The 21863-nt window shown below is 53.3% G+C and carries 20 protein-coding genes; 13 read left to right on the top strand and 7 right to left on the bottom strand.

Annotated features, from left to right (window positions below; all coding sequences use genetic code 11):
* Positions 1-61 precede the first annotated feature (61 nt).
* Positions 62-1546, bottom strand: a complete 1485-nt coding sequence (locus tag ACMWLG_RS02305; protein WP_373873235.1) for a diguanylate cyclase — start codon at positions 1544-1546, stop codon at positions 62-64.
* Positions 1547-1659: 113 nt separating this feature from the next.
* Positions 1660-3210, bottom strand: a complete 1551-nt coding sequence (locus ACMWLG_RS02300; RefSeq protein WP_196238656.1) for a cyclic diguanylate phosphodiesterase — start codon at positions 3208-3210, stop codon at positions 1660-1662.
* Between the two features lie 205 nt (positions 3211-3415).
* Here ACMWLG_RS02300 and ACMWLG_RS02295 point away from each other — a divergent pair, with 205 nt between their 5' ends.
* Positions 3416-4915, top strand: coding sequence for an EAL domain-containing protein (locus ACMWLG_RS02295; RefSeq protein ID WP_414762944.1), 1500 nt, complete (start codon positions 3416-3418; stop codon positions 4913-4915).
* 290 nt (positions 4916-5205) lie between these two features.
* Here ACMWLG_RS02295 and ACMWLG_RS02290 read toward each other — a convergent pair whose 3' ends face one another.
* From ACMWLG_RS02290 to icd, 3 genes are all read right to left on the bottom strand, one after another.
* Positions 5206-5451, bottom strand: coding sequence for a YmjA family protein (locus tag ACMWLG_RS02290; protein ID WP_045401572.1), 246 nt, complete (start codon positions 5449-5451; stop codon positions 5206-5208).
* A 74-nt stretch (positions 5452-5525) separates the two neighbouring features.
* Positions 5526-5873, bottom strand: a complete 348-nt coding sequence (locus ACMWLG_RS02285) for a DUF1304 domain-containing protein (protein WP_045401576.1) — start codon at positions 5871-5873, stop codon at positions 5526-5528.
* A gap of 77 nt (positions 5874-5950) precedes the next feature.
* Positions 5951-7201: an NADP-dependent isocitrate dehydrogenase gene (gene icd / locus ACMWLG_RS02280; RefSeq protein WP_008500752.1), complete on the bottom strand. Its 1251-nt coding sequence runs from the start codon at positions 7199-7201 to the stop codon at positions 5951-5953.
* A gap of 117 nt (positions 7202-7318) precedes the next feature.
* On the opposite strand from icd, the gene rluE reads away from it, so the two are divergent.
* The 8 genes from rluE to ACMWLG_RS02240 all read left to right on the top strand — a co-directional run bounded on the left by rluE (position 7319) and on the right by ACMWLG_RS02240 (position 15127).
* Positions 7319-7972: a 23S rRNA pseudouridine(2457) synthase RluE gene (gene rluE / locus ACMWLG_RS02275; protein ID WP_414762943.1), complete on the top strand. Its 654-nt coding sequence runs from the start codon at positions 7319-7321 to the stop codon at positions 7970-7972.
* Between the two features lie 9 nt (positions 7973-7981).
* Positions 7982-8455 (top strand): NUDIX hydrolase, encoded by a 474-nt coding sequence (locus ACMWLG_RS02270; RefSeq protein WP_045358066.1) that lies wholly within the window; start codon positions 7982-7984, stop codon positions 8453-8455.
* A 40-nt stretch (positions 8456-8495) separates the two neighbouring features.
* Positions 8496-9608, top strand: coding sequence for a tRNA 2-thiouridine(34) synthase MnmA (gene mnmA, locus ACMWLG_RS02265; RefSeq protein WP_045401579.1), 1113 nt, complete (start codon positions 8496-8498; stop codon positions 9606-9608).
* Positions 9609-9634: 26 nt separating this feature from the next.
* Positions 9635-10264: a high frequency lysogenization protein HflD gene (gene hflD, locus ACMWLG_RS02260; protein ID WP_023311236.1), complete on the top strand. Its 630-nt coding sequence runs from the start codon at positions 9635-9637 to the stop codon at positions 10262-10264.
* Between the two features lie 19 nt (positions 10265-10283).
* Positions 10284-11654: an adenylosuccinate lyase gene (gene purB / locus ACMWLG_RS02255; protein ID WP_008500757.1), complete on the top strand. Its 1371-nt coding sequence runs from the start codon at positions 10284-10286 to the stop codon at positions 11652-11654.
* A gap of 123 nt (positions 11655-11777) precedes the next feature.
* Entirely contained in the window at positions 11778-12449 is a 672-nt protein-coding gene (phoP, locus tag ACMWLG_RS02250; RefSeq protein ID WP_028019015.1) for a two-component system response regulator PhoP, read from the top strand.
* Positions 12450-13913, top strand: a complete 1464-nt coding sequence (gene phoQ / locus ACMWLG_RS02245) for a two-component system sensor histidine kinase PhoQ (RefSeq protein ID WP_045401583.1) — start codon at positions 12450-12452, stop codon at positions 13911-13913.
* Between the two features lie 92 nt (positions 13914-14005).
* A complete protein-coding gene (locus ACMWLG_RS02240; protein ID WP_045401586.1) occupies positions 14006-15127 on the top strand; it encodes a cupin domain-containing protein in 1122 nt (373 codons plus the stop codon).
* An 89-nt stretch (positions 15128-15216) separates the two neighbouring features.
* On the opposite strand, the gene pepT is transcribed toward ACMWLG_RS02240, so the two are convergent.
* Positions 15217-16440 (bottom strand): peptidase T, encoded by a 1224-nt coding sequence (pepT, locus tag ACMWLG_RS02235; protein WP_045401589.1) that lies wholly within the window; start codon positions 16438-16440, stop codon positions 15217-15219.
* 237 nt (positions 16441-16677) lie between these two features.
* Here pepT and potA point away from each other — a divergent pair, with 237 nt between their 5' ends.
* Genes potA through potD form a run of 4 tightly spaced genes read left to right on the top strand, consistent with a single transcriptional unit; the run spans position 16678 to position 20486 of the window.
* Positions 16678-17826, top strand: a complete 1149-nt coding sequence (potA, locus tag ACMWLG_RS02230) for a spermidine/putrescine ABC transporter ATP-binding protein PotA (RefSeq protein WP_171843732.1) — start codon at positions 16678-16680, stop codon at positions 17824-17826.
* Positions 17810-18667, top strand: a complete 858-nt coding sequence (gene potB / locus ACMWLG_RS02225) for a spermidine/putrescine ABC transporter permease PotB (protein ID WP_045401925.1) — start codon at positions 17810-17812, stop codon at positions 18665-18667. Before potA ends, potB begins: the two co-directional genes overlap by 17 nt.
* Complete coding sequence (gene potC / locus ACMWLG_RS02220; RefSeq protein ID WP_023311176.1) at positions 18664-19455, top strand: spermidine/putrescine ABC transporter permease PotC; 792 nt, start codon at positions 18664-18666, stop codon at positions 19453-19455. The genes potB and potC overlap by 4 nt, the downstream gene beginning before the upstream one ends.
* A complete protein-coding gene (potD, locus tag ACMWLG_RS02215) occupies positions 19452-20486 on the top strand; it encodes a spermidine/putrescine ABC transporter substrate-binding protein PotD (protein WP_023311175.1) in 1035 nt (344 codons plus the stop codon). Before potC ends, potD begins: the two co-directional genes overlap by 4 nt.
* A 45-nt stretch (positions 20487-20531) precedes the next feature.
* Here the strand turns inward: potD and ACMWLG_RS02210 are convergent, their stop codons facing one another.
* Positions 20532-21761, bottom strand: a complete 1230-nt coding sequence (locus ACMWLG_RS02210; protein ID WP_045620266.1) for an EAL and HDOD domain-containing protein — start codon at positions 21759-21761, stop codon at positions 20532-20534.
* Positions 21762-21863 lie beyond the last annotated feature (102 nt).

The following is a 21863-nucleotide window of genomic DNA, read 5'->3' as shown; positions in this document are numbered from 1 at the left end:
CGACATTGCTCACATTGCTTCCAGTATTTTTTGCCCACTCCTGAGTGGGCTTTTTTTCTGTTCATACCCCAACAAACGCGTACCGGTTACGTCCTGCGCGTTTTGCCTGGTAGAGCGCCTGGTCAGCGGCAATAATGATATTCTGCTGGCTGCCCGCGATGTCGACCGCACGCGCGGTGGAAATCCCGACGCTTACCGTCACCCGTCGAAGGGGGCTAAAAGCATGCGCGATTTGCAGGGAAAACACGTTGCGAATGATCGTCTGCGCCAGTCGAAGCGCCTCCTGGATATCCGTATCAGGTAATATCATCGCAAACTCCTCTCCGCCGTAGCGCGCCACAATCTGATTATCACGGGTAAGGCTCTCCCTGAGACTGTTTCCCAGCAGCGCCAGACAACGGTCCCCTTCCGGATGGCCGTAGTTATCGTTGTATTTTTTGAAGTAGTCCACGTCCACAATCAGTATCGAAATCGCTGCGTCATGTGCGGCACACGTCGCGATTTCAGAGAGGATTCGTTCATCAAAGATGCGACGATTGTACAGCCCGGTCAACGCATCCTCGGAAGCGATAATCTTCAGCGCCTTATTATCTCTGGTTTTTCTGGATAAGTCGGAATACAGGAAGTACGACGCGACGATAAGTATCGCAGTGAAAACGAAAATGAGCAGCGCCAGCTGAATGGCCTGCTTGCGCCACGGTGCGAGGGCTTCATCAATGCTGACGGCCACGGTGGTCACCAGCCCGTAGCGTCGGTTTTTTTCATAGGCGTAAATGCGTTCGATTTTATCAAACCGCGAGATGGAGCTGGCTATCCCCGTATTTTGTACCTTGAGATATTTCCTGAAGAGCGGTGAATCAGAAACAATCGTGCCAATATAGGTATTTTTAAAGGGATACCGGACCAGCAGCACGCCGGATTGTGTCGTTAAGCCAATGACGCCCAGGTGACCAATATTAATCTGCCCGTAAAGCGCGAGAAAATTCTCGATACCCAGCGTCACCACCACAACACCGTTAAATGTCCCGGTGTGGGTTTCAAGGCGACGACTAATGGTAATGACCCATTTGCCATTGGTTCTGCTTACCACGGGCTCACCAATAAAAATCTGCTGATTTTTATTTTCCTTGTGATAGATAAAAAATGACCTGTCCGATCCTTTGCGTGGGCCTGTAAAAGTTTCGTGCAACGCGGTAAAGATATCGCCCTGAGCGTCGTAAACAACCACATTATTAATCTGGGTAAGAAGATTATCCTGATTATTTATCATCCGCTGAATATTGGTCGCCTGTTGCGGCGTCATGCCATAAATTTCGATTATGTCGGAAACGGTAGTAATTAACATTTCGCTTTGGCGCATGATCCCCTCGGTGTAGACATCAAGGGTATGGCTCAGGTTAGCAACGCTGGTATTAATTTGCTGAATTGACTGCTGTCTGGACGTGGCAATTTGGACGGCAAGCGACAGCGAGATGATCAATGAGACAATGATGACGGTAATGGTTGTTGTGTAAAAAGTATTTTTCACATGCACGAGCTTTTCCACCTTATCACGCCTGACATCCCTGGCTGACAACTCTTGTCACTGTAACAAAGCTCGGGATAAGAGGAAAATGAATTGCACTTAAGCATGCAACAGAAGCTCGTCTTTATTTCGTTTTACAAACTAACGGTCTCCCTGGGTTTAGATAAAATGACTTTAATAAAATCGATATAGGAGACGGGCTTACCAAAATAATATCCCTGTAACAGGGTTATCTCATTACGGTTGAGATACTCCAGTTGCTCTTTTGTTTCTACGCCTTCAGCAACAATGCGTAAAGAGAGTTTTTTCGCCAGGTCAATGACGCAGTCCAGCAGGATCGTTGAGTCCTTTTCCTCTGAAACCCGGTTCACAAAGCTTTTATCAATTTTAATATAATCAATGGCCAGCGCATTAAGGCATGACAACCCGGAATAACCCGTACCAAAATCATCCAGGGCAATAACAAAACCGGCGTTATGCAGCATGTTGAGATTTTCCACGAGGTGAGGATTATCAACCAGCGGTTCACGCTCGGTCACTTCGAGAACCAGTTTGGCCTCTTTACCCTGAAACCCGTTCCCGAAAACGCGGCAGTCACCGATGAATGAAGGCGCATTAATATGCCTGGCGCTGATGTTTACCCCGATATGAAACCCGTCCGGTAGCTTAGGCAAAAGCGGCTTAAGCTGGGTCACCACTTTTGCCATTAACCCTTTGGTCAGCGGTATAATCAACCCGCTACGTTCGGCAATCGGAATAAAGACATCCGGCGGGATAAAGCCTGACTTTGGATGCTTCCATCTTGCCAGGACCTCAACGCCGTATAACCCGCCGGTATCGCCGTTCACGATCGGCTGGTAATAAGGCACGATCTCCCCCTGCAAAATGGCCTTACGTAAGTCGTCTTCAAATGAGGTACTTTTCCCCTTGTATCGGCGGATCAAAATACCCACCGCCACCGATAGCGCAAGAATAAGCAGTATCAGGCTCCATCCCTGTTGCAAAAGCCGCGTCAGGCTGAAAAAGGCAGGAGGTTGCCAGGCGAGGCTCAAGGGAAATTGCGTTGATGCCGTAAGCGCCCCCGCCCAGGAGGCCGCTTTCCAGCCCCTCACTGCACCGTTGCGAACAAGCATGCTATCGCCGACAACCAGCCCCAGATCCATGCTGTTCGATGCGCTTGCAATGACGTCCTGTAAATGCGCGTCACTGATGCTGACGATGACGCGCCCTCCCACGATGGGCATCTGAAAGACAAGCACCGGAATGCCGTTCACCAGTCGACTGCCCGGTAACAGCATCAATTTTTCGGCAGGTAACGTCTCAGGATGAATAATCAACACGCCATTCCCGGGAAGGGAAGTACAGATGATCTTACCCTGCTGCTCGATCATGATGGCGCGCAGATGCGGTTTTAGCGCTGCCTCTGTCCCCAGCGCCAGCTGCCCGCTACTGGTACACCCTTGGGCCGCAACGCGCTTCGCCGTGCTGGCCGCACTGACTGCTTCAGCCAGAATGTTTTCTATTTTTTGGGTGCTGGCCGTGGCGGTATGACTATTACTCAGCTTCGCCATCTGCCATAGCTGCCAGTTAATAATCAAAATGCCGCTCAGAAAAAGAAACAGAGCGCTAAGAATAGGGATCATCACGTTGCGCACGATGTTTTCCTTAATAGAAAAATCAAGCATGGATGTTCTGGTTGAAGAGCCTGTGCTAACCCGGTATTGCTTATAACAATGAAAATAGCTTAGATGAGAATTGTCTTAAAAAACTGATACTTTCGTATGAGTTCACCTGCCGGCATTTACTCACATGACGTGACTATCAGGCTTGTTCCTTGCCCTGGCTGTGTTAAGATTTGTGAAATCAGGGAGCGGACTGGATAACTGGAAAATGAAAAAGCTCATTGCCGTTGCTATTGCTTCAACGCTTCTGGTTTTCCTGTCTCTTTATGCGGTCAATGTTGTAATCATCGGTCAGCAGAAGAGCAAACAGCGTGAAATATCCCGTACCCTTTTACATTATTCAGAAGACGTGTCCCAAAGCGTGGCGCTGGGTCTCAAAAGCATCACGACGCAGGGATGTGATAAAACCAGCCTCGATCGCTACAGACAAATTAAGCTTAATAATCTTTATTTTGCCGATATCGGCTATATTGAGAAGGGAAAAATTGTCTGTACCGCTTTTTGGGGAAAACTCGCGACGCCCGTTGCACTTCCTGCAGAACTGCATAAAACGCCGAGGGGCTTTCTCCTGGCCCAGTTTTCGAGAAAAGACTTTTTCACGGGCAATGCGGCAATTTATAATAATATTATTATCTTCACCTCCCGCTATGCTTACGATAAATTCACCCCGGTTACCGCAAGCTATTCGCTCAGTGCTACCACCAAAGACTTCGGCAGAGTCTTTTTTTCGGCCGCCACGGAGCTAAATCAGCAGAGCTGGCTGCATTCGACGTTGTTTACCCTGACTCTGACACAGTGCAGCACCTTCTGGGACCTGTGCGTCATCGTGAAGCATCACGACGCCGGGCTGGCCTCGTTGCCTCCGTTTATCTTTGCGCTTCTCGCAGTCATTCTCTGTTTTATCTGGATTGCGATAACGTTATTTATCTTCCGTATCTATGAAGACCGTTTTTCTCTGGAACGTACGCTGATAAAAGCCGTCATCACGAATACCATCAGCGTTAACTATCAGCCCATTATTCGCATTCACGATCAAAAAATCGTGGGCGTCGAAGTTCTGTCGAGATGGCGCGATCAAAAGCACGGGGACGTCTCTCCGGAGCTGTTTATCCCATTAATTAAGAAGATCGGTCTGTATAAAAAATATTACAGTAATATTATCGAAAAATCCCTTTCCGAAATTGCCCCTCTGGCGATAAAACACCAGCTGATAGTCTCAATAAACGTTGGGCACAAGGAAATTGAAGATGGACAGTTCATTACCATTTTGCGCCGTGCGTGTTTTGCCAATCACCTTCCCCTTTCCCTGATGAAGGTCGAACTCTCCGAAAAAGCCGTTTCCACGGCAGATATCCTCGAGGGATTCTGTCAGGAGCTGAAATCGCTCGGCGTAAAAATATCAATAGATGATTTTGGCGTGCAGAACTCGAACCTCGCCCGCCTTTCGCTGCTTGAATATGATGAAATCAAAATCGATAAGTCGCTGGTGGACGGCATCAGCGAGCATTATAAGCAAAACATCTTTGTAATCTTCAGCGATGCCCTTGCAAGATTGAATAAAACGCTTGTTTTCGAGGGCGTGGAAAATGAAATTCAATATCGCTTTAATGCAAGCAGATATCCCGATGCGCTGATTCAGGGATGGTATTTTTCAAAAGCACTCACCCGAAGCGAGCTGGCGAAGCGACTCACCGGGGTCGCACCGTAATCCGAAGCCTTGCGCGTCCGTTTTTTTCCAGTCGGGCATTTCTATTTTTTACGCAAAAACATATAGTCGTCACATTCAGACGGTAGATTACCCTGAAGCACACTCATATTTTGGTTAAAAACGTGAAATTATCCTTACTATTACCAGTGGTACTCTTTTGTCTGACCGTTATTTTCGCGCTGTTTATAGACGCCCCCGCGTCGCATATTCTGCGGAAAAAATGCATGTGGTCCGATAGCGTGATGCTAAGCTGTATCGCAAAGCATCAGCATAACGGCTTTTGAAGCAGACTATTCATTTCCCCACTGATTGAGGAAGTTCGCAATATCATCGATGCGACCCGCACGGATCCCGGCCTCAGCGGCCATCTCCTGCTGGGCTTCCTCGCTAATCTCCTCATTATTCGATAAACGGGTGAGCAGCAGCTGGAAATAATGTGCCAGCGCGTCGCGCTCTGAGTCAGCGACGGGCTCTGCGGCTTCCGTCGCGTACTCATCGGCAATGTCATAATATTTCAGTGGGATATCGTTGTTCATAACTGTCTCGTCGCTAATCTTTACGGGTAAAGCCATCAGTATATCGGACGCCTAATCTCAACCAAAGCATTGCTTCAGATGAGTAACGCAAGCAGCGCTGCGAGAGCGGGCGCGGCCTGGACATACAAAATTTTTCGGCTGGCGGTGGCTGCGCCAAAGAGCCCGGCGATCAATACGCAGGTCAGGAAGAAGATGGCCACCTGAATACCCTTTTCGCCGAGCCAGAGGCTCCAGAGCAGACCGGCAGCCAGAAAACCGTTATACAACCCTTGGTTTGCGGCCAGCACGCGGGTCTCGCGCGCAAAATCAGGACGCAGATTAAAGGCCTTGTGCCCTGTTTTCGTATCCCACAGGAACATTTCCAGCATAAGAATGTAGAGATGGATGAATGCAACGACAGCGATAAGGACGGTGGCTAACATCGTGTTGTCTCCCGCAGGCAGAGGCAAAAAAAACGGGAACCCTCAGGCCCCCGCTCTTGTTTAACCCAGAATCTGGATTACATGTTCGCGATAATCGCGTCGCCAAACTCTGAGCATTTCAGCAGCTTAGCGCCTTCCATCAGACGTTCGAAATCGTAAGTTACGGTTTTCGCGTTGATCGCGCCTTCCATACCTTTGACGATCAGGTCTGCGGCTTCGAACCATTCCATATGACGCAGCATCATCTCTGCGGACAGGATGATAGAGCCTGGGTTCACTTTGTCCTGACCCGCGTATTTTGGTGCAGTGCCGTGGGTCGCTTCGAACAGAGCGCACTCGTCACCGATGTTCGCGCCAGGGGCGATACCGATACCGCCAACCTGTGCTGCCAGGGCGTCAGAGATGTAGTCACCGTTCAGGTTCATACAGGCAATCACGTCGTATTCTGCAGGACGCAGCAGGATCTGCTGCAGGAACGCATCGGCGATCACATCTTTAATGATGATCTCTTTGCCGGTGTTCGGGTTCTTAATTTTCTGCCATGGGCCACCGTCGATCAGCTCACCGCCGAACTCTTCTTTCGCCAACTGGTAACCCCAGTCTTTGAACGCGCCTTCGGTGAACTTCATGATGTTGCCTTTGTGAACCAGGGTCACAGAGTCACGGTCGTTGGTGATCGCGTATTCGATAGCCGCACGCACCAGACGTTTAGTACCCTCTTCAGAGCATGGCTTGATGCCGATACCGCAATGCTCAGGGAAGCGAATTTTCTTCACGCCCATCTCTTCGCGCAGGAATTTAATCACTTTTTCTGCGTCAGCAGAGTCCGCTTTCCATTCGATACCCGCGTAGATGTCTTCTGAGTTTTCGCGGAAGATAACCATATCGGTCAGTTCAGGGTGCTTAACCGGGCTTGGGGTGCCCTGATAGTAACGAACCGGGCGCAGACACACGTACAGGTCCAGCTCCTGACGCAGTGCCACGTTCAGGGAACGGATACCGCCGCCAACTGGCGTCGTCAGTGGGCCTTTAATAGCAACGCGGTAGTCGCGGATCAGATCCAGCGTTTCTGCTGGCAGCCAGACGTCCTGGCCATAAACTTGAGTAGATTTCTCACCGGTGTAAATTTCCATCCAGGAAATTTTACGCTCGCCTTTGTAGGCTTTCTCAACAGCGGCATCAACCACTTTCAGCATCGCCGGGGTAACGTCTACACCGATACCGTCACCTTCGATGAACGGGATAATCGGATTGTGAGGAACGTTAATCTTGCCGTTTTGCAGGGTGATCTTTTTACCTTCCGCCGGAACAACTACTTTGCTTTCCATTAACCTCTCCTTCGAGCGCTTCTGGTTGTTACTGATCTTATGTTAATAAATTGTAATGAGCCCTTCGATAGTACCTGATTGTCCTGCGCCATGAAAGGTCTTCGTTATTAGGCTATAATGCGGCAATTGATAACGCCTGAAAATACCATGAAGAAAACTTCTTTTACAAAACACCGGGTTGAGCGATTCAGCTCGCGACAAGCCGCCAGAAGACCGCAGGAAACCCAGCCGAAGCGGGTTATTTTGTTCAATAAACCCTACGATGTTTTGCCTCAGTTTACCGATGAAGCCGGACGCAGCACGCTGAAGGATTATATCCCTGTTCAGGGCGTCTACGCGGCCGGGCGCCTGGACCGCGACAGCGAAGGCCTTCTGGTCTTAACCAACGACGGCGCGTTGCAGGCGAAGCTCACGCAGCCGGGCAAACGCACCGGCAAAATTTACTTCGTCCAGGTGGAAGGCGAGCCGGATGACGCGACGCTGGCAGCGCTACACAGCGGCGTGACGTTGAACGACGGCCCAACCCTGCCGGCGGGTATTGAACGCGTGAATGAACCGGAGTGGCTGTGGCCGCGCAACCCGCCGATTCGCGAACGCAAATCCATTCCAACAAGCTGGCTCAAAATAACCCTTTATGAAGGCCGCAACCGCCAGGTTCGGCGCATGACCGCACACGTCGGCTTCCCTACCCTGCGTCTGATTCGCTACGCCATGGGCAGCTACACCCTGGAAACGCTGGCAAACGGCGAATGGCGCGACGTTACCCCTTAAGGAGTCACTATGTTTAAACCTCATGTCACGGTTGCCTGCGTGGTCCACGCCCGGGGTAAATTCCTTGTTGTCGAAGAGAGCATTAACGGCAAAGCGCTGTGGAACCAGCCTGCCGGACACCTTGAAGCCAATGAGACCCTGCTGCAGGCAGCGAAACGCGAGCTGTGGGAAGAGACCGGCATTCACGCTGAGCCTCAGCACCTCATCCGCATGCATCAGTGGATCGCACCTGACCACACGCCCTTCCTGCGCTTTTTATTCGCCGTTGAGCTTAGCGAAACGTGCGCCACAGAGCCGCAGGATGACGATATCGACCGCTGTCTGTGGGTCACTGCCGACGAGATCCTGAACGCGCCAAACCTGCGCTCGCCGCTGGTTGCGGAAAGCATTCGCTGCTGGCAGTCAGGCGCACGCCTGCCGCTGGATGTTATCGGCGCATTTAACTGGCCGTTTACAGAGGGTGCCAATGGTGGGGGGGCGTGATAGAATACGCCGCCTTGAAGTTCAATGTCGTGAGTATTCCATGTCAGATAACAGCCAGAAAAAAGTGATCGTCGGCATGTCCGGCGGTGTCGATTCCTCCGTTTCCGCCTACCTGTTACAGCAACAGGGCTATAAGGTGGAGGGCCTGTTCATGAAGAACTGGGAGGAAGATGATGGCGAGGAATACTGCACCGCCGCAGCGGATCTCGCCGACGCGCAGGCCGTATGCGATAAGCTCGGCATTGAGCTGCACACCGTTAACTTTGCCGCAGAATACTGGGATAACGTTTTTGAACTCTTCCTCGAAGAGTACAAAGCGGGCCGCACGCCGAACCCGGATATTCTGTGCAACAAAGAGATCAAATTTAAGGCCTTCCTGGAATTTGCCGCAGAAGATTTGGGCGCAGACTATATTGCGACCGGTCACTACGTGCGCCGTGCAGACGTGAATGGCAAAAGCCAGCTGCTGCGCGGTCTGGACGGCAACAAAGATCAAAGCTATTTCCTCTATACGCTGAGCCACGAGCAAATCGCCCAGAGCCTGTTCCCGGTCGGCGAGCTGGAAAAGCCGCAGGTACGTAAAATCGCCGAAGAGCTGGATCTGATCACCGCGAAGAAAAAAGACTCTACCGGCATCTGCTTCATCGGCGAGCGCAAATTCCGCGATTTCCTGGGACGTTACCTGCCTGCACAGCCGGGTAAAATTGTCACCGTCGACGGGGAAGAGATTGGCCAGCATCAGGGGCTGATGTACCACACGCTCGGCCAGCGTAAAGGCCTGGGTATTGGCGGGACCAAAGAAGGTAGCGAAGATCCATGGTATGTTGTCGACAAAGACGTCGAAAACAATATTCTGGTTGTTGCCCAGGGACACGATCATCCGCGTCTGATGTCCGTTGGCCTTATCGCGCAGCAGCTGCACTGGGTCGCTCGTGAGCCGCTGAAAGGCACGCTGCGCTGCACGGTGAAAACCCGCTACCGTCAGACCGATATTCCTTGCACCATTACCGCGCTCGATGACGATCGCATTGACGTGCGTTTCGACGAGTCGGTCGCGGCCGTCACCCCGGGTCAGTCTGCTGTCTTCTACAGCGGCGAAATCTGTCTGGGCGGCGGGATCATTGAACAGCGCCTGCCGCTGCCTGCTGTTTAATACGATTCACACATAAAGGAGACCGTGTGGCGAAGAACTACTATGACATCACCCTGGCGCTGGCGGGAATTTGCCAGTCAGCCCGTCTGGTGCAACAGCTGGCGCATCAGGGTCATTGCGACGCTGACGCCCTGCACGTTTCGCTGAACAGCGTTATCGATCTCAACCCCGGCTCGACCCTGGGCGTGTTCGGCGGCAGTGAAACCAATCTTCGTCTCGGTCTTGAAACTCTGCTGGGCGTGCTTAACGCCAGCAGCCGTCAGGGATTAAACGCGGAGCTGACCCGCTACACGTTGAGCCTGATGGTGCTGGAACGTAAGCTGAACGCCGCAAAAGGCGCAATGAATACGCTGGGCGATCGCATTGCCGGGCTGCAGCGTCAGCTCGACCATTTTGACCTGCAGTCGGAAACGCTGCTGAGCGCTATGGCCGGCATTTATGTTGACGTCATCAGCCCGCTGGGCCCGCGTATTCAGGTCACCGGATCTCCTGCCGTGCTGCAAAGTCCGCAGGTACAGGCGAAAGTGCGCGCGTCCCTGCTGGCAGGTATCCGCGCCGCCGTGCTGTGGCACCAGGTGGGCGGTGGCCGCCTGCAGTTAATGTTTTCTCGTAATCGCCTGACCACTCAGGCAAAACAAATTCTTGCTCATTGTTAACCTCCCGGAGTTGCGAATTATGGAATTATCCTCACTGACCGCCGTATCCCCTGTCGATGGACGCTACGGCGATAAAGTCAGCGCGCTGCGCGGGATCTTCAGCGAATATGGTTTGCTGAAGTTCCGTGTTCAGGTTGAAGTACGCTGGCTGCAAAAGCTGGCCGCCCAGGCAGCAATCAAGGAAGTTCCTGCTTTTGACGAAAAGGCAAACGATTACCTTGATAAAATCGTTGCCGAGTTTAGCGAACAAGACGCCGCGCGCATTAAAACCATCGAACGCACCACCAACCACGACGTGAAAGCGGTTGAGTACTTCCTGAAAGAGAAAGTGGAAAGCGTCCCTGCGCTGCACGCCGTGTCTGAGTTCATTCACTTCGCCTGTACCTCTGAAGACATCAACAACCTCTCTCACGCGCTGATGCTCTCCACCGCGCGTAAAGAGGTGGTGCTGCCTTACTGGCGTAAAATCATCGACGCGGTAAAAGCGCTGTCCGTGGAATACCGCGACATTCCGCTGCTCTCCCGTACCCACGGCCAGCCAGCCACCCCATCCACGATGGGTAAAGAGATGGCGAACGTCGCGTACCGCATGGAGCGCCAGTATCGTCAGCTGGAGCAGGTTGAGATCCTCGGCAAAATCAACGGCGCGGTCGGTAACTATAACGCCCACATCGCCGCTTATCCGGAAGTGGACTGGCACCAGTTCAGCGAAGAGTTCGTGACCTCTCTGGGCATTCAGTGGAACCCGTACACCACGCAGATTGAGCCGCACGACTATATCGCCGAACTGTTTGACTGCATCGCCCGCTTCAACACCATCCTGATCGACTTCGATCGTGACGTGTGGGGCTACATCGCCCTGAACCACTTCAAGCAGAAAACCATCGCCGGTGAAATCGGCTCTTCCACCATGCCGCACAAAGTGAACCCAATCGACTTCGAAAACTCAGAAGGCAACCTGGGCCTGGCGAACGCCGTGCTGCAGCATATGGCGAGCAAACTGCCGGTATCCCGCTGGCAGCGCGACCTGACCGACTCCACCGTACTGCGTAACCTGGGCGTGGGCATTGGCTATGCGCTGATCGCGTATCAGTCCACCCTGAAAGGAGTGAGCAAGCTGGAAGTGAACCGTGACCGTCTGCTGGACGAGCTGGATCACAACTGGGAAGTTCTGGCGGAGCCAATCCAGACCGTGATGCGCCGTTACGGTATCGAAAAACCGTATGAGAAGCTGAAAGAGCTGACCCGCGGCAAACGCGTTGACGCCGAAGGCATGAAGCAGTTTATCGACGGTCTGGCGCTGCCGGAAGAAGAGAAAACGCGCCTGAAGGCGATGACCCCGGCGAACTACATTGGCCGCGCCATCACCATGGTTGACGAGCTGAAGTAACGCCCCTCTCCCCCTTTTCGCCCGAAAAGGGGGATGCTTTTCCCCGGTTTACTCAATGTTTATCCCCAAAACAACATAATCAGCGTTAAACTATTCATACCAATTATTTAGGGAGAAGAGATGATGCGCGTACTGGTTGTTGAGGATAACGCATTGCTACGTCATCACCTGAAGGTTCAGCTTCAGGAGATGGGACATCAGGTGGACGATGCTGAAGACGCAAAAGAAGCCGATTATTATCTCAATGAACACCTGCCGGATATCGCCATTGTCGATTTAGGGTTGCCTGACGAAGACGGTCTGTCGCTAATTCGCCGCTGGCGCAGCCACGATGTCTCCCTGCCGGTTCTGGTTCTGACCGCCCGTGAAGGCTGGCAGGATAAGGTTGAAGTGCTCAGCGCGGGTGCAGACGATTACGTCACCAAGCCGTTTCATATTGAAGAGGTGGCGGCGCGCATGCAGGCGCTGTTACGCCGCAACAGCGGGCTGGCTTCACAGGTTATTTCCATCCCGCCTTTCCAGGTCGATCTCTCCCGCCGGGAATTAGCGATCAATGATGAAGTGATTAAGCTCACCGCCTTCGAATACACCATCATGGAAACGCTGATCCGTAACAATGGCAAAGTGGTGAGCAAAGATTCCTTAATGCTCCAGCTTTACCCTGATGCTGAACTGCGCGAGAGCCATACCATTGACGTGCTGATGGGGCGTTTGCGTAAGAAAATTCAGGCGCAGTATCCGCAGGATGTGATTACCACCGTCCGTGGCCAGGGCTACCTGTTCGAATTACGCTAAATGAGAGGGATTTTACGCCACATACTGCCCCTCTCGCTGCGGGTTCGTTTCTTACTGGCAACAGCCGCCGTCGTGCTGGTGCTGTCGCTCTCCTACGGCATGGTCGCCCTGGTGGGCTACAGCGTCAGCTTTGATAAAACCACCTTTCGGCTGCTGCGTGGCGAAAGCAATCTGTTTTATACCCTGGCGAAGTGGGAAAACAACCGAATCACCGTCGAAATGCCGGAAAACCTCAACCAGCAGAGTCCAACGCTGGCCCTGATTTATAACGAAAAGGGGAAATTACTGTGGGCGCAGCGTGATATTCCCTGGCTGGTCAAAAGCATTCGCCCGGAATGGCTCAAAACCAACGGATTTCACGAAATTGAAGCCGATCTCAACACCACCAGCTCGCTGATCCATGAAGATCGCTCCCTGCAGCAAAAGCTGAACGAGATCCGCGCCGACAACGCCGAGACGGAGATGACGCACTCCGTCGCGATTAACCTCTATCCGGCGACGCTGAACATGCCGCAGCTGACCATCGTGGTGATCGACACCATTCCGGTCGAGCTGAAGCGTTCTTATATGGTCTGGAGCTGGTTCATCTACGTTCTGGCTGCGAATCTCCTGCTGGTGATCCCACTGCTGTGGGTGGCGGCGTGGTGGAGCTTGCGCCCCATTGAATCACTGGCGAAAGAGGTTCGTGAGCTGGAAGAACATCATCGCGAGAAGCTGAACCCGGAAACCACCCGTGAGCTCACCAGCCTGGTGCGTAACCTCAACCGCCTGCTTAAAAGTGAACGCGAACGCTACGATAAATACCGTACCACCCTTACCGACCTGACCCACAGCCTGAAAACTCCGCTGGCCGTCATGCAAAGTACACTGCGTTCAATGCGCAGTTCGAAGCTGAGCGTCGATGATGCCGAGCCGGTGATGCTGGAGCAGATCAGCCGTATTTCCCAGCAAATTGGCTATTACCTGCACCGCGCCAGCATGCGTTCCGGCAGCGCGCTTCTGAGCCGCGAGCTGCACCCGGTAGCCCCGCTTCTGGATAACCTCACGTCCGCCCTCAACAAGGTGTATCAGCGTAAAGGGGTGAACATCAGCCTCGATATCTCGCCAGAGATAAGCTTTGTGGGTGAAAAAAATGACTTCATGGAAGTGATGGGTAACCTGCTGGATAACGCCTGCAAATACTGCCTGGAGTTCGTGGAAGTGTCTGCGCGTCAGACGGAAACCGAACTGCATATTATCGTTGAGGATGATGGTCCGGGCATCCCGCGCAATAAGCGTGACGTGGTGTTCGATCGCGGTCAGCGCGCCGATACGCTACGTCCTGGCCAGGGCGTAGGATTGGCCGTCGCCCGTGAGATTGTCGACCAGTACGACGGGAAAATAGAAACCAGTGAAAGCCTGCTGGGCGGCGCCAGAATGGAGGTTATTTTTGGTCGCCAGCAGCCCACATTGAACGATAGTTAACCCGTTATGTGAAAAATGCGAGGATCTCGCAGCCGGGGGACTGAGCTTCCGTTATAATCCGAGTCAGTAAGAGCCTGCGGAATAAAAAAATTATGGATTATCACTTAACGCTTAACTGGCCCGAGTTTATTGAACGTTACTGGCAAAAACGCCCGGTGGTTCTGAAACGCGGATTCAGCAATTTTGTCGACCCTATCTCGCCTGACGAGCTGGCAGGTCTGGCCATGGAAAACGAAGTCGACAGCCGTCTGGTCAGCCACCAGGACGGGAAATGGCAGGTTAGCCACGGACCTTTCGAAAGCTACGATCACCTCGGTGAAAACAACTGGTCGCTGCTGGTACAGGCGGTCAACCACTGGCATGAGCCCACTGCCGCATTAATGCGCCCGTTCCGCGCCCTGCCCGACTGGCGCATGGACGATCTGATGATCTCCTTCTCCGTGCCGGGCGGCGGCGTAGGTCCACATCTTGACCAGTACGACGTGTTTATCATTCAGGGTACGGGCCGCCGCCGCTGGCGCGTGGGCGAAAAAGTGCCGATGAAGCAGCACTGCCCGCACCCGGACCTGCTGCAGGTTGACCCGTTTGAAGGGATTATCGACGAAGAGCTGGAGCCGGGTGATATTCTCTACATCCCGCCGGGATTCCCTCACGAAGGCTACTCCCTGGAAAACTCACTCAACTACTCCGTGGGGTTCCGCGCGCCGAGCGGCCGCGAGATGATCAGCGGATTTGCCGACTATGTTCTGCAGCGCGAGCTGGGCAGCTATCGTTACAGCGATCCTGATGTGCCTGCGCGCGAGCATCCGGCGGATATTCTGCCAGAAGAACTCGATAAGCTGCGCGGCATGATGCTGGATTTGATTAACGAGCCGGAGCACTTCAAACAGTGGTTTGGTGAGTTTATCAGCCAGTCTCGTCATGAGCTGGACGTTGCGCCACCGGAGCCGCCTTATCAGGCTGACGAGATTTATGATGCGCTCCAGCAGGGTGACAAGCTGGTACGTCTGGGCGGGTTGCGCGTGCTGCGCATTGGTGAAGAGGTGTTCGTCAACGGCGAGAAGCTGGACTCTCCGCACCGCCCGGCGCTGGAAGCCATTGCCAGCCATCTGGTGCTCACTGCCGACACCTTTGGCGATGCGCTGGAAGATCCTTCCTTCCTCGCGATGCTGGCCGCGCTGGTCAACAGCGGTTATTGGTTCTTTGAGGACTGAGTCGTGATATTTGCCGGGTGGCGGCTTCGCCTTACCCGGCCTACATTCCGATCGTAGGCTCGGTAAGCGTAGCGCCACCGGGCTTTTTCTTACCGCTTCGCGGTCAACTCCGCTATCCGTACTATCACCTTCACCGCTTTTTCCATCCCTTCCAGCGTCACAAACTCATGCTTGCCATGGTAGTTGTAGCCACCGGTAAACAGGTTCGGGCACGGCAGCCCCATAAACGACAGCTGAGAACCGTCGGTGCCGCCGCGAATCGGCTTCAGCTGCGGTTCAATATCGCAGTCGCGCATCGCCTGCTGGGCGATATCGAGAATATGCGGATGCGCCATCACCTTCTCGCGCATGTTGTAATAGCTGTCTTCAATGATCAGCTCAATATAGCAATCAGGGTGTAACCCTTTGCCCACCTTCCTGGCGATCTCCATCATCTTACGCTTGCGCGCCTCAAAGGCTTTGCGGTCGAAATCGCGGATGATGTAGTGCATCTGCGCGCTGTCCACGGTGCCTTTGATGCTGGTCAGGTGATAGAAACCTTCATACCCTTCGGTCTGTTCAGGGCTCTCTTCCGCCGGGACTTCCGCATGAATTCGCGACGCCAGCGACAGCGCGTTCACCATGACGCCTTTCGCCGAGCCGGGATGAACGTTGTTGCCGACAATCTTGATGGTGACAGACGCAGCATTGAAGTTTTCATACTCCAGTTCACCGACGCCGCCGCCGTCAACGGTATAGGCCCACTGCGCGTTAAAGGCTTCCACGTCGAAATGCTTCGCGCCCTTGCCGACCTCTTCATCCGGCGTAAAGGCCACGCGGATGTCGCCGTGCGGAATATCTTTGCCCTTCAGCACCGCCAGCGCCGTCATGATTTCCGCGATCCCCGCTTTGTCATCCGCCCCCAGCAGGGTTTTCCCGTCGGTGGTGATCAGCGTCTGGCCCAGCAGCTGATGCAGCACCGGGAACATCACGGGCGAGAGCACTTCGTCGCCAATGCCCAGCGCAATGTCGCCGCCGCGGTAATTTTCCACAATCTGCGGGTTCACATTTTTACCGCTAAAATCAGGAGAGGTGTCGACATGGGAGATAAAGCCAATCGCCGGAATGTCACCCGGGACATTCGCCGGCAGCGTTCCCATCACAGTGCCTTTCTCGCTTAACGTGACGTTGACCAGCCCCATGGCGTCAAGCTGCTCTTTCAGCAGGTTTAATAACTTCCACTGACCTTCGGTGCTCGGCACCTGGCGAACACCCGGTTTAGATTGGGTATCCAGCGAAACGTACTGTAAAAAACGCTCAAGTAATTTATCCATGCAGTCACCCTCACTTTTTGTGACAACATTATCAATAAGCATCAAAACGCAAATATTGCGTCAGGTCACTTTTATCCCGCAAACGAGAATATTTTCCGTTTATATCGTTATGCGTTAGTAAATGTAGCTTATGGATCAGTGACAAGGATTGGCGATTACCGGGGATTGCCGTAGAATGTCCGCCCTCATTACGAGTCACCAAGGTGGTTACACACAAACCCCGCTTCAGTCTGCTGCCTGAGGCGTCTATATGGGACAGCGCAAAAATTGAATACACAATCCCGTTCACGTTCACCGCTGGTGCAACTGGAACGAATTCGTAAAAGTTTTGATGGTAAAGACGTTATTTCCGACCTCACTCTGACCATCAATGACGGTGAGTTTCTGACGCTGCTTGGCCCCTCGGGCTGCGGCAAAACAACCGTTCTGCGCCTTATCGCCGGGCTGGAAAGCGTCGATAACGGCCATATCCATCTTGAGAACCAGGACATCACCCGGGTTCCCGCCGAAGATCGCCACGTCAATACCGTCTTTCAGAGCTACGCCCTGTTCCCGCACATGACCGTGTTTGAAAACGTGGCGTTTGGCCTGCGGATGCAAAAAACGCCGGCGAACGAGATTGAACCGCGCGTCACCGACGCCCTGCGCATGGTGCAGCTTGAGACGTTTGCCCAGCGTAAACCCCATCAGCTTTCCGGCGGCCAGCAGCAGCGCGTGGCCATCGCCCGCGCCGTGGTCAACAAGCCGCGTCTGCTTCTGCTGGATGAATCCCTCTCCGCGCTGGATTACAAGCTGCGCAAACAGATGCAGAACGAGCTCAAAGCCCTGCAGCGCAAACTCGGCATTACCTTTGTCTTCGTCACCCACGATCAGGAAGAAGCCCTGACCATGTCAGACCGCATCGTGGTGATGCGCGACGGCAAAATCGAGCAGGACGGCACGCCGCGCGAAATCTACGAAGAGCCGAAGAACCTGTTTGTCGCCAGCTTCATTGGCGAGATCAATATCTTCGATGCCACGGTGATTGAACGTCTGGACGCTCAGCGCGTACTCGCCAGCGTCGAAGGACGCGAATGCAATATCACGGTGAATTTCCCCGTCGAGAAGGGACAAAAGCTCAACGTTCTGCTGCGCCCGGAAGATCTGCGCGTCGATGAAATCCACGGCAATACCGAGGCCGAAGGGTTAATCGGCTATATCCGCGAGCGCAACTACAAAGGGATGACCCTGGAGTCTGTCGTCGAGCTGGAGAACGGCAAAATGGTGATGGTCAGCGAGTTCTTTAACGAGGACGACCCTGACTTCGACCACTCGCTCGACCAGAAAATGGTTGTCAACTGGGTAGAAAGCTGGGAGGTTGTGCTGGCTGATGAAGAACACAAGTAAGTTCCAGAATGTGGTGATTGCCACGATCGTCGGTTGGCTTGTGTTGTTTGTCTTTTTACCCAACCTGATGATCATCGCCACCAGCTTCCTGACCCGCGACGACGCAAACTTCGTTTCGCTAGTCTTTACGCTGGATAACTACGCGCGCCTGCTCGATCCGCTCTATTTTGACGTGCTGCTGCACTCGCTCAATATGGCGCTAATTGCCACCGTTGCCTGCCTGGTGCTCGGGTATCCCTTCGCATGGTTCCTCGCGGGCCTGCCGCAAAAGGTGCGGCCCCTGCTGCTGTTTTTACTGATTGTTCCATTCTGGACCAACTCGTTAATCCGCATCTACGGGCTGAAAATCTTCCTCAGCACCAAAGGCTACCTCAATGAGTTTCTACTGTGGCTGGGGGTGATTGATACGCCGATCCGCATCATGTTTACCCCGAGCGCGGTCATTATCGGCCTGGTCTATATCCTGCTGCCGTTTATGGTAATGCCGCTCTACTCCAGCATAGAGAAGCTGGATAAACCGCTGCTGGAAGCGGCAAGAGATCTGGGTGCCAACAAGCTCCAGACCTTTATCCGCATTATCATCCCGCTGACTATGCCCGGTATTATCGCGGGCTGTTTGCTGGTCATGCTTCCGGCCATGGGTCTGTTCTACGTTTCTGACCTGATGGGTGGCGCGAAAAACCTGCTGATTGGGAATGTGATCAAGAGTCAGTTCCTGAACATCCGCGACTGGCCGTTCGGGTCCGCGACCAGCATTACGCTGACGGTGGTCATGGGGCTGATGCTGCTGGTCTACTGGCGCGCCTCACGCTTGCTGAATAAAAAGGTGGAACTCGAATGATCGGTCGACTGCTTCGCGGCGGTTTTATGACCGCCATTTACGCTTACCTGTATATCCCGATCGTTATTTTGATCGTGAACTCGTTTAACAGCTCACGCTTCGGGATTAACTGGCAGGGCTTTACCACCAACTGGTACAGCCTGCTGATGAACAACGATAGCCTGCTGCAGGCCGCGCAGCACTCGCTGACGATGGCGATCTTCTCCGCCACCTTCGCGACGCTGATTGGCTCGCTCACCGCCGTGGCGCTCTACCGCTATCGCTTTCGCGGCAAACCGTTCGTCAGCGGCATGCTGTTTGTGGTGATGATGTCGCCGGACATCGTGATGGCCATTTCGCTGCTGGTGCTGTTTATGCTGCTGGGCGTACAGCTTGGCTTCTGGTCGCTGCTGTTCTCGCACATCACCTTCTGCCTGCCGTTTGTGGTGGTGACCGTTTTCGCGCGCCTGAAAGGGTTCGACGTGCGCATGCTGGAGGCGGCGAAAGATCTGGGTGCCAGCGAGATGATCATCCTGCGCAAAATCATCCTGCCTCTGGCGATGCCCGCCGTGGCGGCCGGATGGCTACTTAGCTTCACCCTGTCGATGGATGACGTGGTCGTGTCCTCCTTCGTCACCGGTCCGAGCTATGAAATTCTGCCGTTGAAGATCTATTCAATGGTGAAAGTCGGCGTCTCACCGGAGGTGAACGCGCTGGCGACCATTCTGCTGGTGTTTTCGCTGGTTCTGGTGATTGCCAGCCAGGTTATTGCTCGTGATAAAACAAAATCTCAGGGGACAATGAAATGAAAAAAATGCTCGCCGCTGCGGCGCTGGTGCTTGGCATGGGTGCCGCGCACGCTGATGACAGCAAAACGCTCTACTTCTACAACTGGACCGAGTACGTGCCGCCGGGCCTGCTGGAACAGTTCACAAAGGAAACGGGCATCAAGGTTATCTACTCGACCTACGAGTCGAATGAAACCATGTACGCCAAGCTGAAAACCTACAAAGACGGCGCGTACGATCTGGTCGTGCCTTCCACCTACTTTGTCGACAAAATGCGCAAAGAGGGCATGATCCAGAAGATCGACAAAACGAAGCTAACCAATTTTGCAAACCTCGATCCTGAGATGCTCAACAAGCCGTTCGATCCGAATAACGACTACTCCATTCCGTATATCTGGGGGGCAACCGCGATCGGCGTGAACAGCGAGGCCGTCGATCCAAAAACGGTGACAAGCTGGGCCGATCTCTGGAAACCAGAGTACAAGGGTAGCCTGCTGTTAACCGACGACGCGCGTGAAGTGTTCCAGGTCGCGCTGCGCAAGCTGGGCTACTCGGGCAACACGACGGATCCGAAAGAGATTGAAGCGGCGTATAACGAGCTGAAAAAGCTAATGCCTAACGTGGCGGCGTTCAACTCTGATAACCCGGCAAATCCGTATATGGAAGGCGAAGTGAACCTGGGGATGGTGTGGAACGGCTCCGCGTATGTCGCCCGCCAGGCCGGTACGCCGCTTGAGGTGGTCTGGCCGAAAGAAGGCGGGATCTTCTGGATGGACAGCCTTGCGATCCCCGCCAACGCGAAAAACGCTGAAGGGGCGCACAAGCTGATTAACTTCCTGCTGCGCCCGGACGTAGCGAAACAGGTTGCCGAGACGATTGGCTACCCGACGCCAAACCTCGCCGCACGCAAGCTGCTGAAGCCTGAGGTAGCTAACGATAAATCGCTCTATCCGGATGCCGAAACCATCAGCAAAGGTGAATGGCAGAACGATGTCGGTGACGCCAGCCGCCTCTACGAAGAGTATTACCAGAAATTAAAAGCGGGCCGGTAACGGTATCGCGTTCTTCCTCACGCCGCCCGTACGGCGTGAGGAGGATTAACTGACCGCATTCTCCCCTGCCCAGATTGTCGCCTTTCTCATCGCCTCAACCACATCCTCATCCGACAGACCCAGCGCCTGACGAACCCGGGTCGCTTCGTCCCACTGCTGCTGTTCATAGTATCGGCACAGGCTCACCATATCGGCTAACCGTCCCTCCTGGTGGCACAGGGCATTGCTCACGCTCTGCGGGACCGCAATTTGCTTCATCAACTCGGCCATCGGCAGCTCAAGGAGGGTATCGAGCAGAGAAAACAGGCCGCACATGAAGGCATTTTCAGCCAGCGTCGGTTCGTTCATCGTCTCGGCGATCAGTTCGCAGAACTTGCCGCGCATCATGCTCAGCGGGTAAAGCTCGCTGACGGTGTCATTGCCCGCACTGGCGAGGACCACGACCGCAACAAACCGTCTCAGCTGGTTTTCCCCGAGGTATCTGAGGACTTCGCTCAGGGTTAACTTGCTGAAATTACAGGCACCGATATGTTTAAATGCGGTGTGCTTCATGTAGCGCATAATCTTATAGGACAGCGTGAGATCGGTTTTAATCAACGACTCGACGATCCGAAAATCGGGTTTATTGCGTCCGACCTCCATTTGCAGCCGAAAAATCGCCAGCTGATTTTGCGATAGCCGTTTATATTTAATGACCTCCGGACGGCAGAAAAAATAGCCCTGAAACAGCGAGAATCCCTCTTCCCTGTATTCGCTGAATTCCTCTTTAGTCTCAATTTTTTCAGCGAGATATTTAATATGCCTGGTTAAATGTTTACGCTCTTTCAGATACTGTTTAATTTGCGCTAAGGTATAATTCCTGACGTCAAACTTCAGTATTGAAATATAGGGTAAAAAAACATCCCATTCTGGCGCAAGCGTGAAATCATCAAGCGCAAACTGATAACCATCCGCACTCATCTCCCTGACAGCCTGCAATAGCTCCGCTCCCGGCACAGCATCTTCCAGGATCTCAATGACCACGCTTTCTTTATCCAGCGCTTCTCCACTGCGGTCTATGACCATTCGCGACGGGAAATTAATAAACGACGTATGTGCCCCGGCGATGCGCTGGGACGGCACGCATAAAAACTGATCTGAGATCATCCTGGAGGTGGCATATTCTGCCGACACATCCGGAAAACGGTTTGTCATCCCATCTCTGAACAGCAGCTCGTAGGCCACCGTCTTCATCTCAGGGTTAAAAATGGGTTGTCGCGCAATAAATCCGTACATATCCCATCCTCCTCTACAACTTTATATTTATTAGCATCCTCTTTCTACACGACGATAACGAGCTTTATCGAGCACTATTTTGATTGAATGCACAAAATAAAA

The organism is Enterobacter sp. 01-M-02-SI-ECC (assembly GCF_047530595.1).
Classification (GTDB): Bacteria; Pseudomonadota; Gammaproteobacteria; order Enterobacterales; family Enterobacteriaceae; genus Enterobacter; species Enterobacter cloacae_M.
The sequence above is the reverse complement of the archived record's forward strand: the minus strand, read 5'-3'. Positions and strand labels throughout refer to the sequence as shown.

What these genes read in the sequence shown, in the direction of transcription:
- ACMWLG_RS02300 (WP_196238656.1), bottom strand. Translation starts at nt 3,210, where the DNA reads ATGCTTGATTTTTCTATTAAGGAAAACATCGTGCGCAACGTGATGATC.
- ACMWLG_RS02295 (WP_414762944.1), top strand. Translation starts at nt 3,416, where the DNA reads ATGAAAAAGCTCATTGCCGTTGCTATTGCTTCAACGCTTCTGGTTTTC.
- ACMWLG_RS02290 (WP_045401572.1), bottom strand. Translation starts at nt 5,451, where the DNA reads ATGAACAACGATATCCCACTGAAATATTATGACATTGCCGATGAGTAC.
- ACMWLG_RS02285 (WP_045401576.1), bottom strand. Translation starts at nt 5,873, where the DNA reads ATGTTAGCCACCGTCCTTATCGCTGTCGTTGCATTCATCCATCTCTAC.
- icd (WP_008500752.1), bottom strand. Translation starts at nt 7,201, where the DNA reads ATGGAAAGCAAAGTAGTTGTTCCGGCGGAAGGTAAAAAGATCACCCTG.
- rluE (WP_414762943.1), top strand. Translation starts at nt 7,319, where the DNA reads ATGCGGCAATTGATAACGCCTGAAAATACCATGAAGAAAACTTCTTTT.
- ACMWLG_RS02270 (WP_045358066.1), top strand. Translation starts at nt 7,982, where the DNA reads ATGTTTAAACCTCATGTCACGGTTGCCTGCGTGGTCCACGCCCGGGGT.
- mnmA (WP_045401579.1), top strand. Translation starts at nt 8,496, where the DNA reads ATGTCAGATAACAGCCAGAAAAAAGTGATCGTCGGCATGTCCGGCGGT.
- purB (WP_008500757.1), top strand. Translation starts at nt 10,284, where the DNA reads ATGGAATTATCCTCACTGACCGCCGTATCCCCTGTCGATGGACGCTAC.
- phoP (WP_028019015.1), top strand. Translation starts at nt 11,778, where the DNA reads ATGCGCGTACTGGTTGTTGAGGATAACGCATTGCTACGTCATCACCTG.
- phoQ (WP_045401583.1), top strand. Translation starts at nt 12,450, where the DNA reads ATGAGAGGGATTTTACGCCACATACTGCCCCTCTCGCTGCGGGTTCGT.
- ACMWLG_RS02240 (WP_045401586.1), top strand. Translation starts at nt 14,006, where the DNA reads ATGGATTATCACTTAACGCTTAACTGGCCCGAGTTTATTGAACGTTAC.
- pepT (WP_045401589.1), bottom strand. Translation starts at nt 16,440, where the DNA reads ATGGATAAATTACTTGAGCGTTTTTTACAGTACGTTTCGCTGGATACC.
- potB (WP_045401925.1), top strand. Translation starts at nt 17,810, where the DNA reads ATGAAGAACACAAGTAAGTTCCAGAATGTGGTGATTGCCACGATCGTC.
- potC (WP_023311176.1), top strand. Translation starts at nt 18,664, where the DNA reads ATGATCGGTCGACTGCTTCGCGGCGGTTTTATGACCGCCATTTACGCT.
- potD (WP_023311175.1), top strand. Translation starts at nt 19,452, where the DNA reads ATGAAAAAAATGCTCGCCGCTGCGGCGCTGGTGCTTGGCATGGGTGCC.
- ACMWLG_RS02210 (WP_045620266.1), bottom strand. Translation starts at nt 21,761, where the DNA reads ATGTACGGATTTATTGCGCGACAACCCATTTTTAACCCTGAGATGAAG.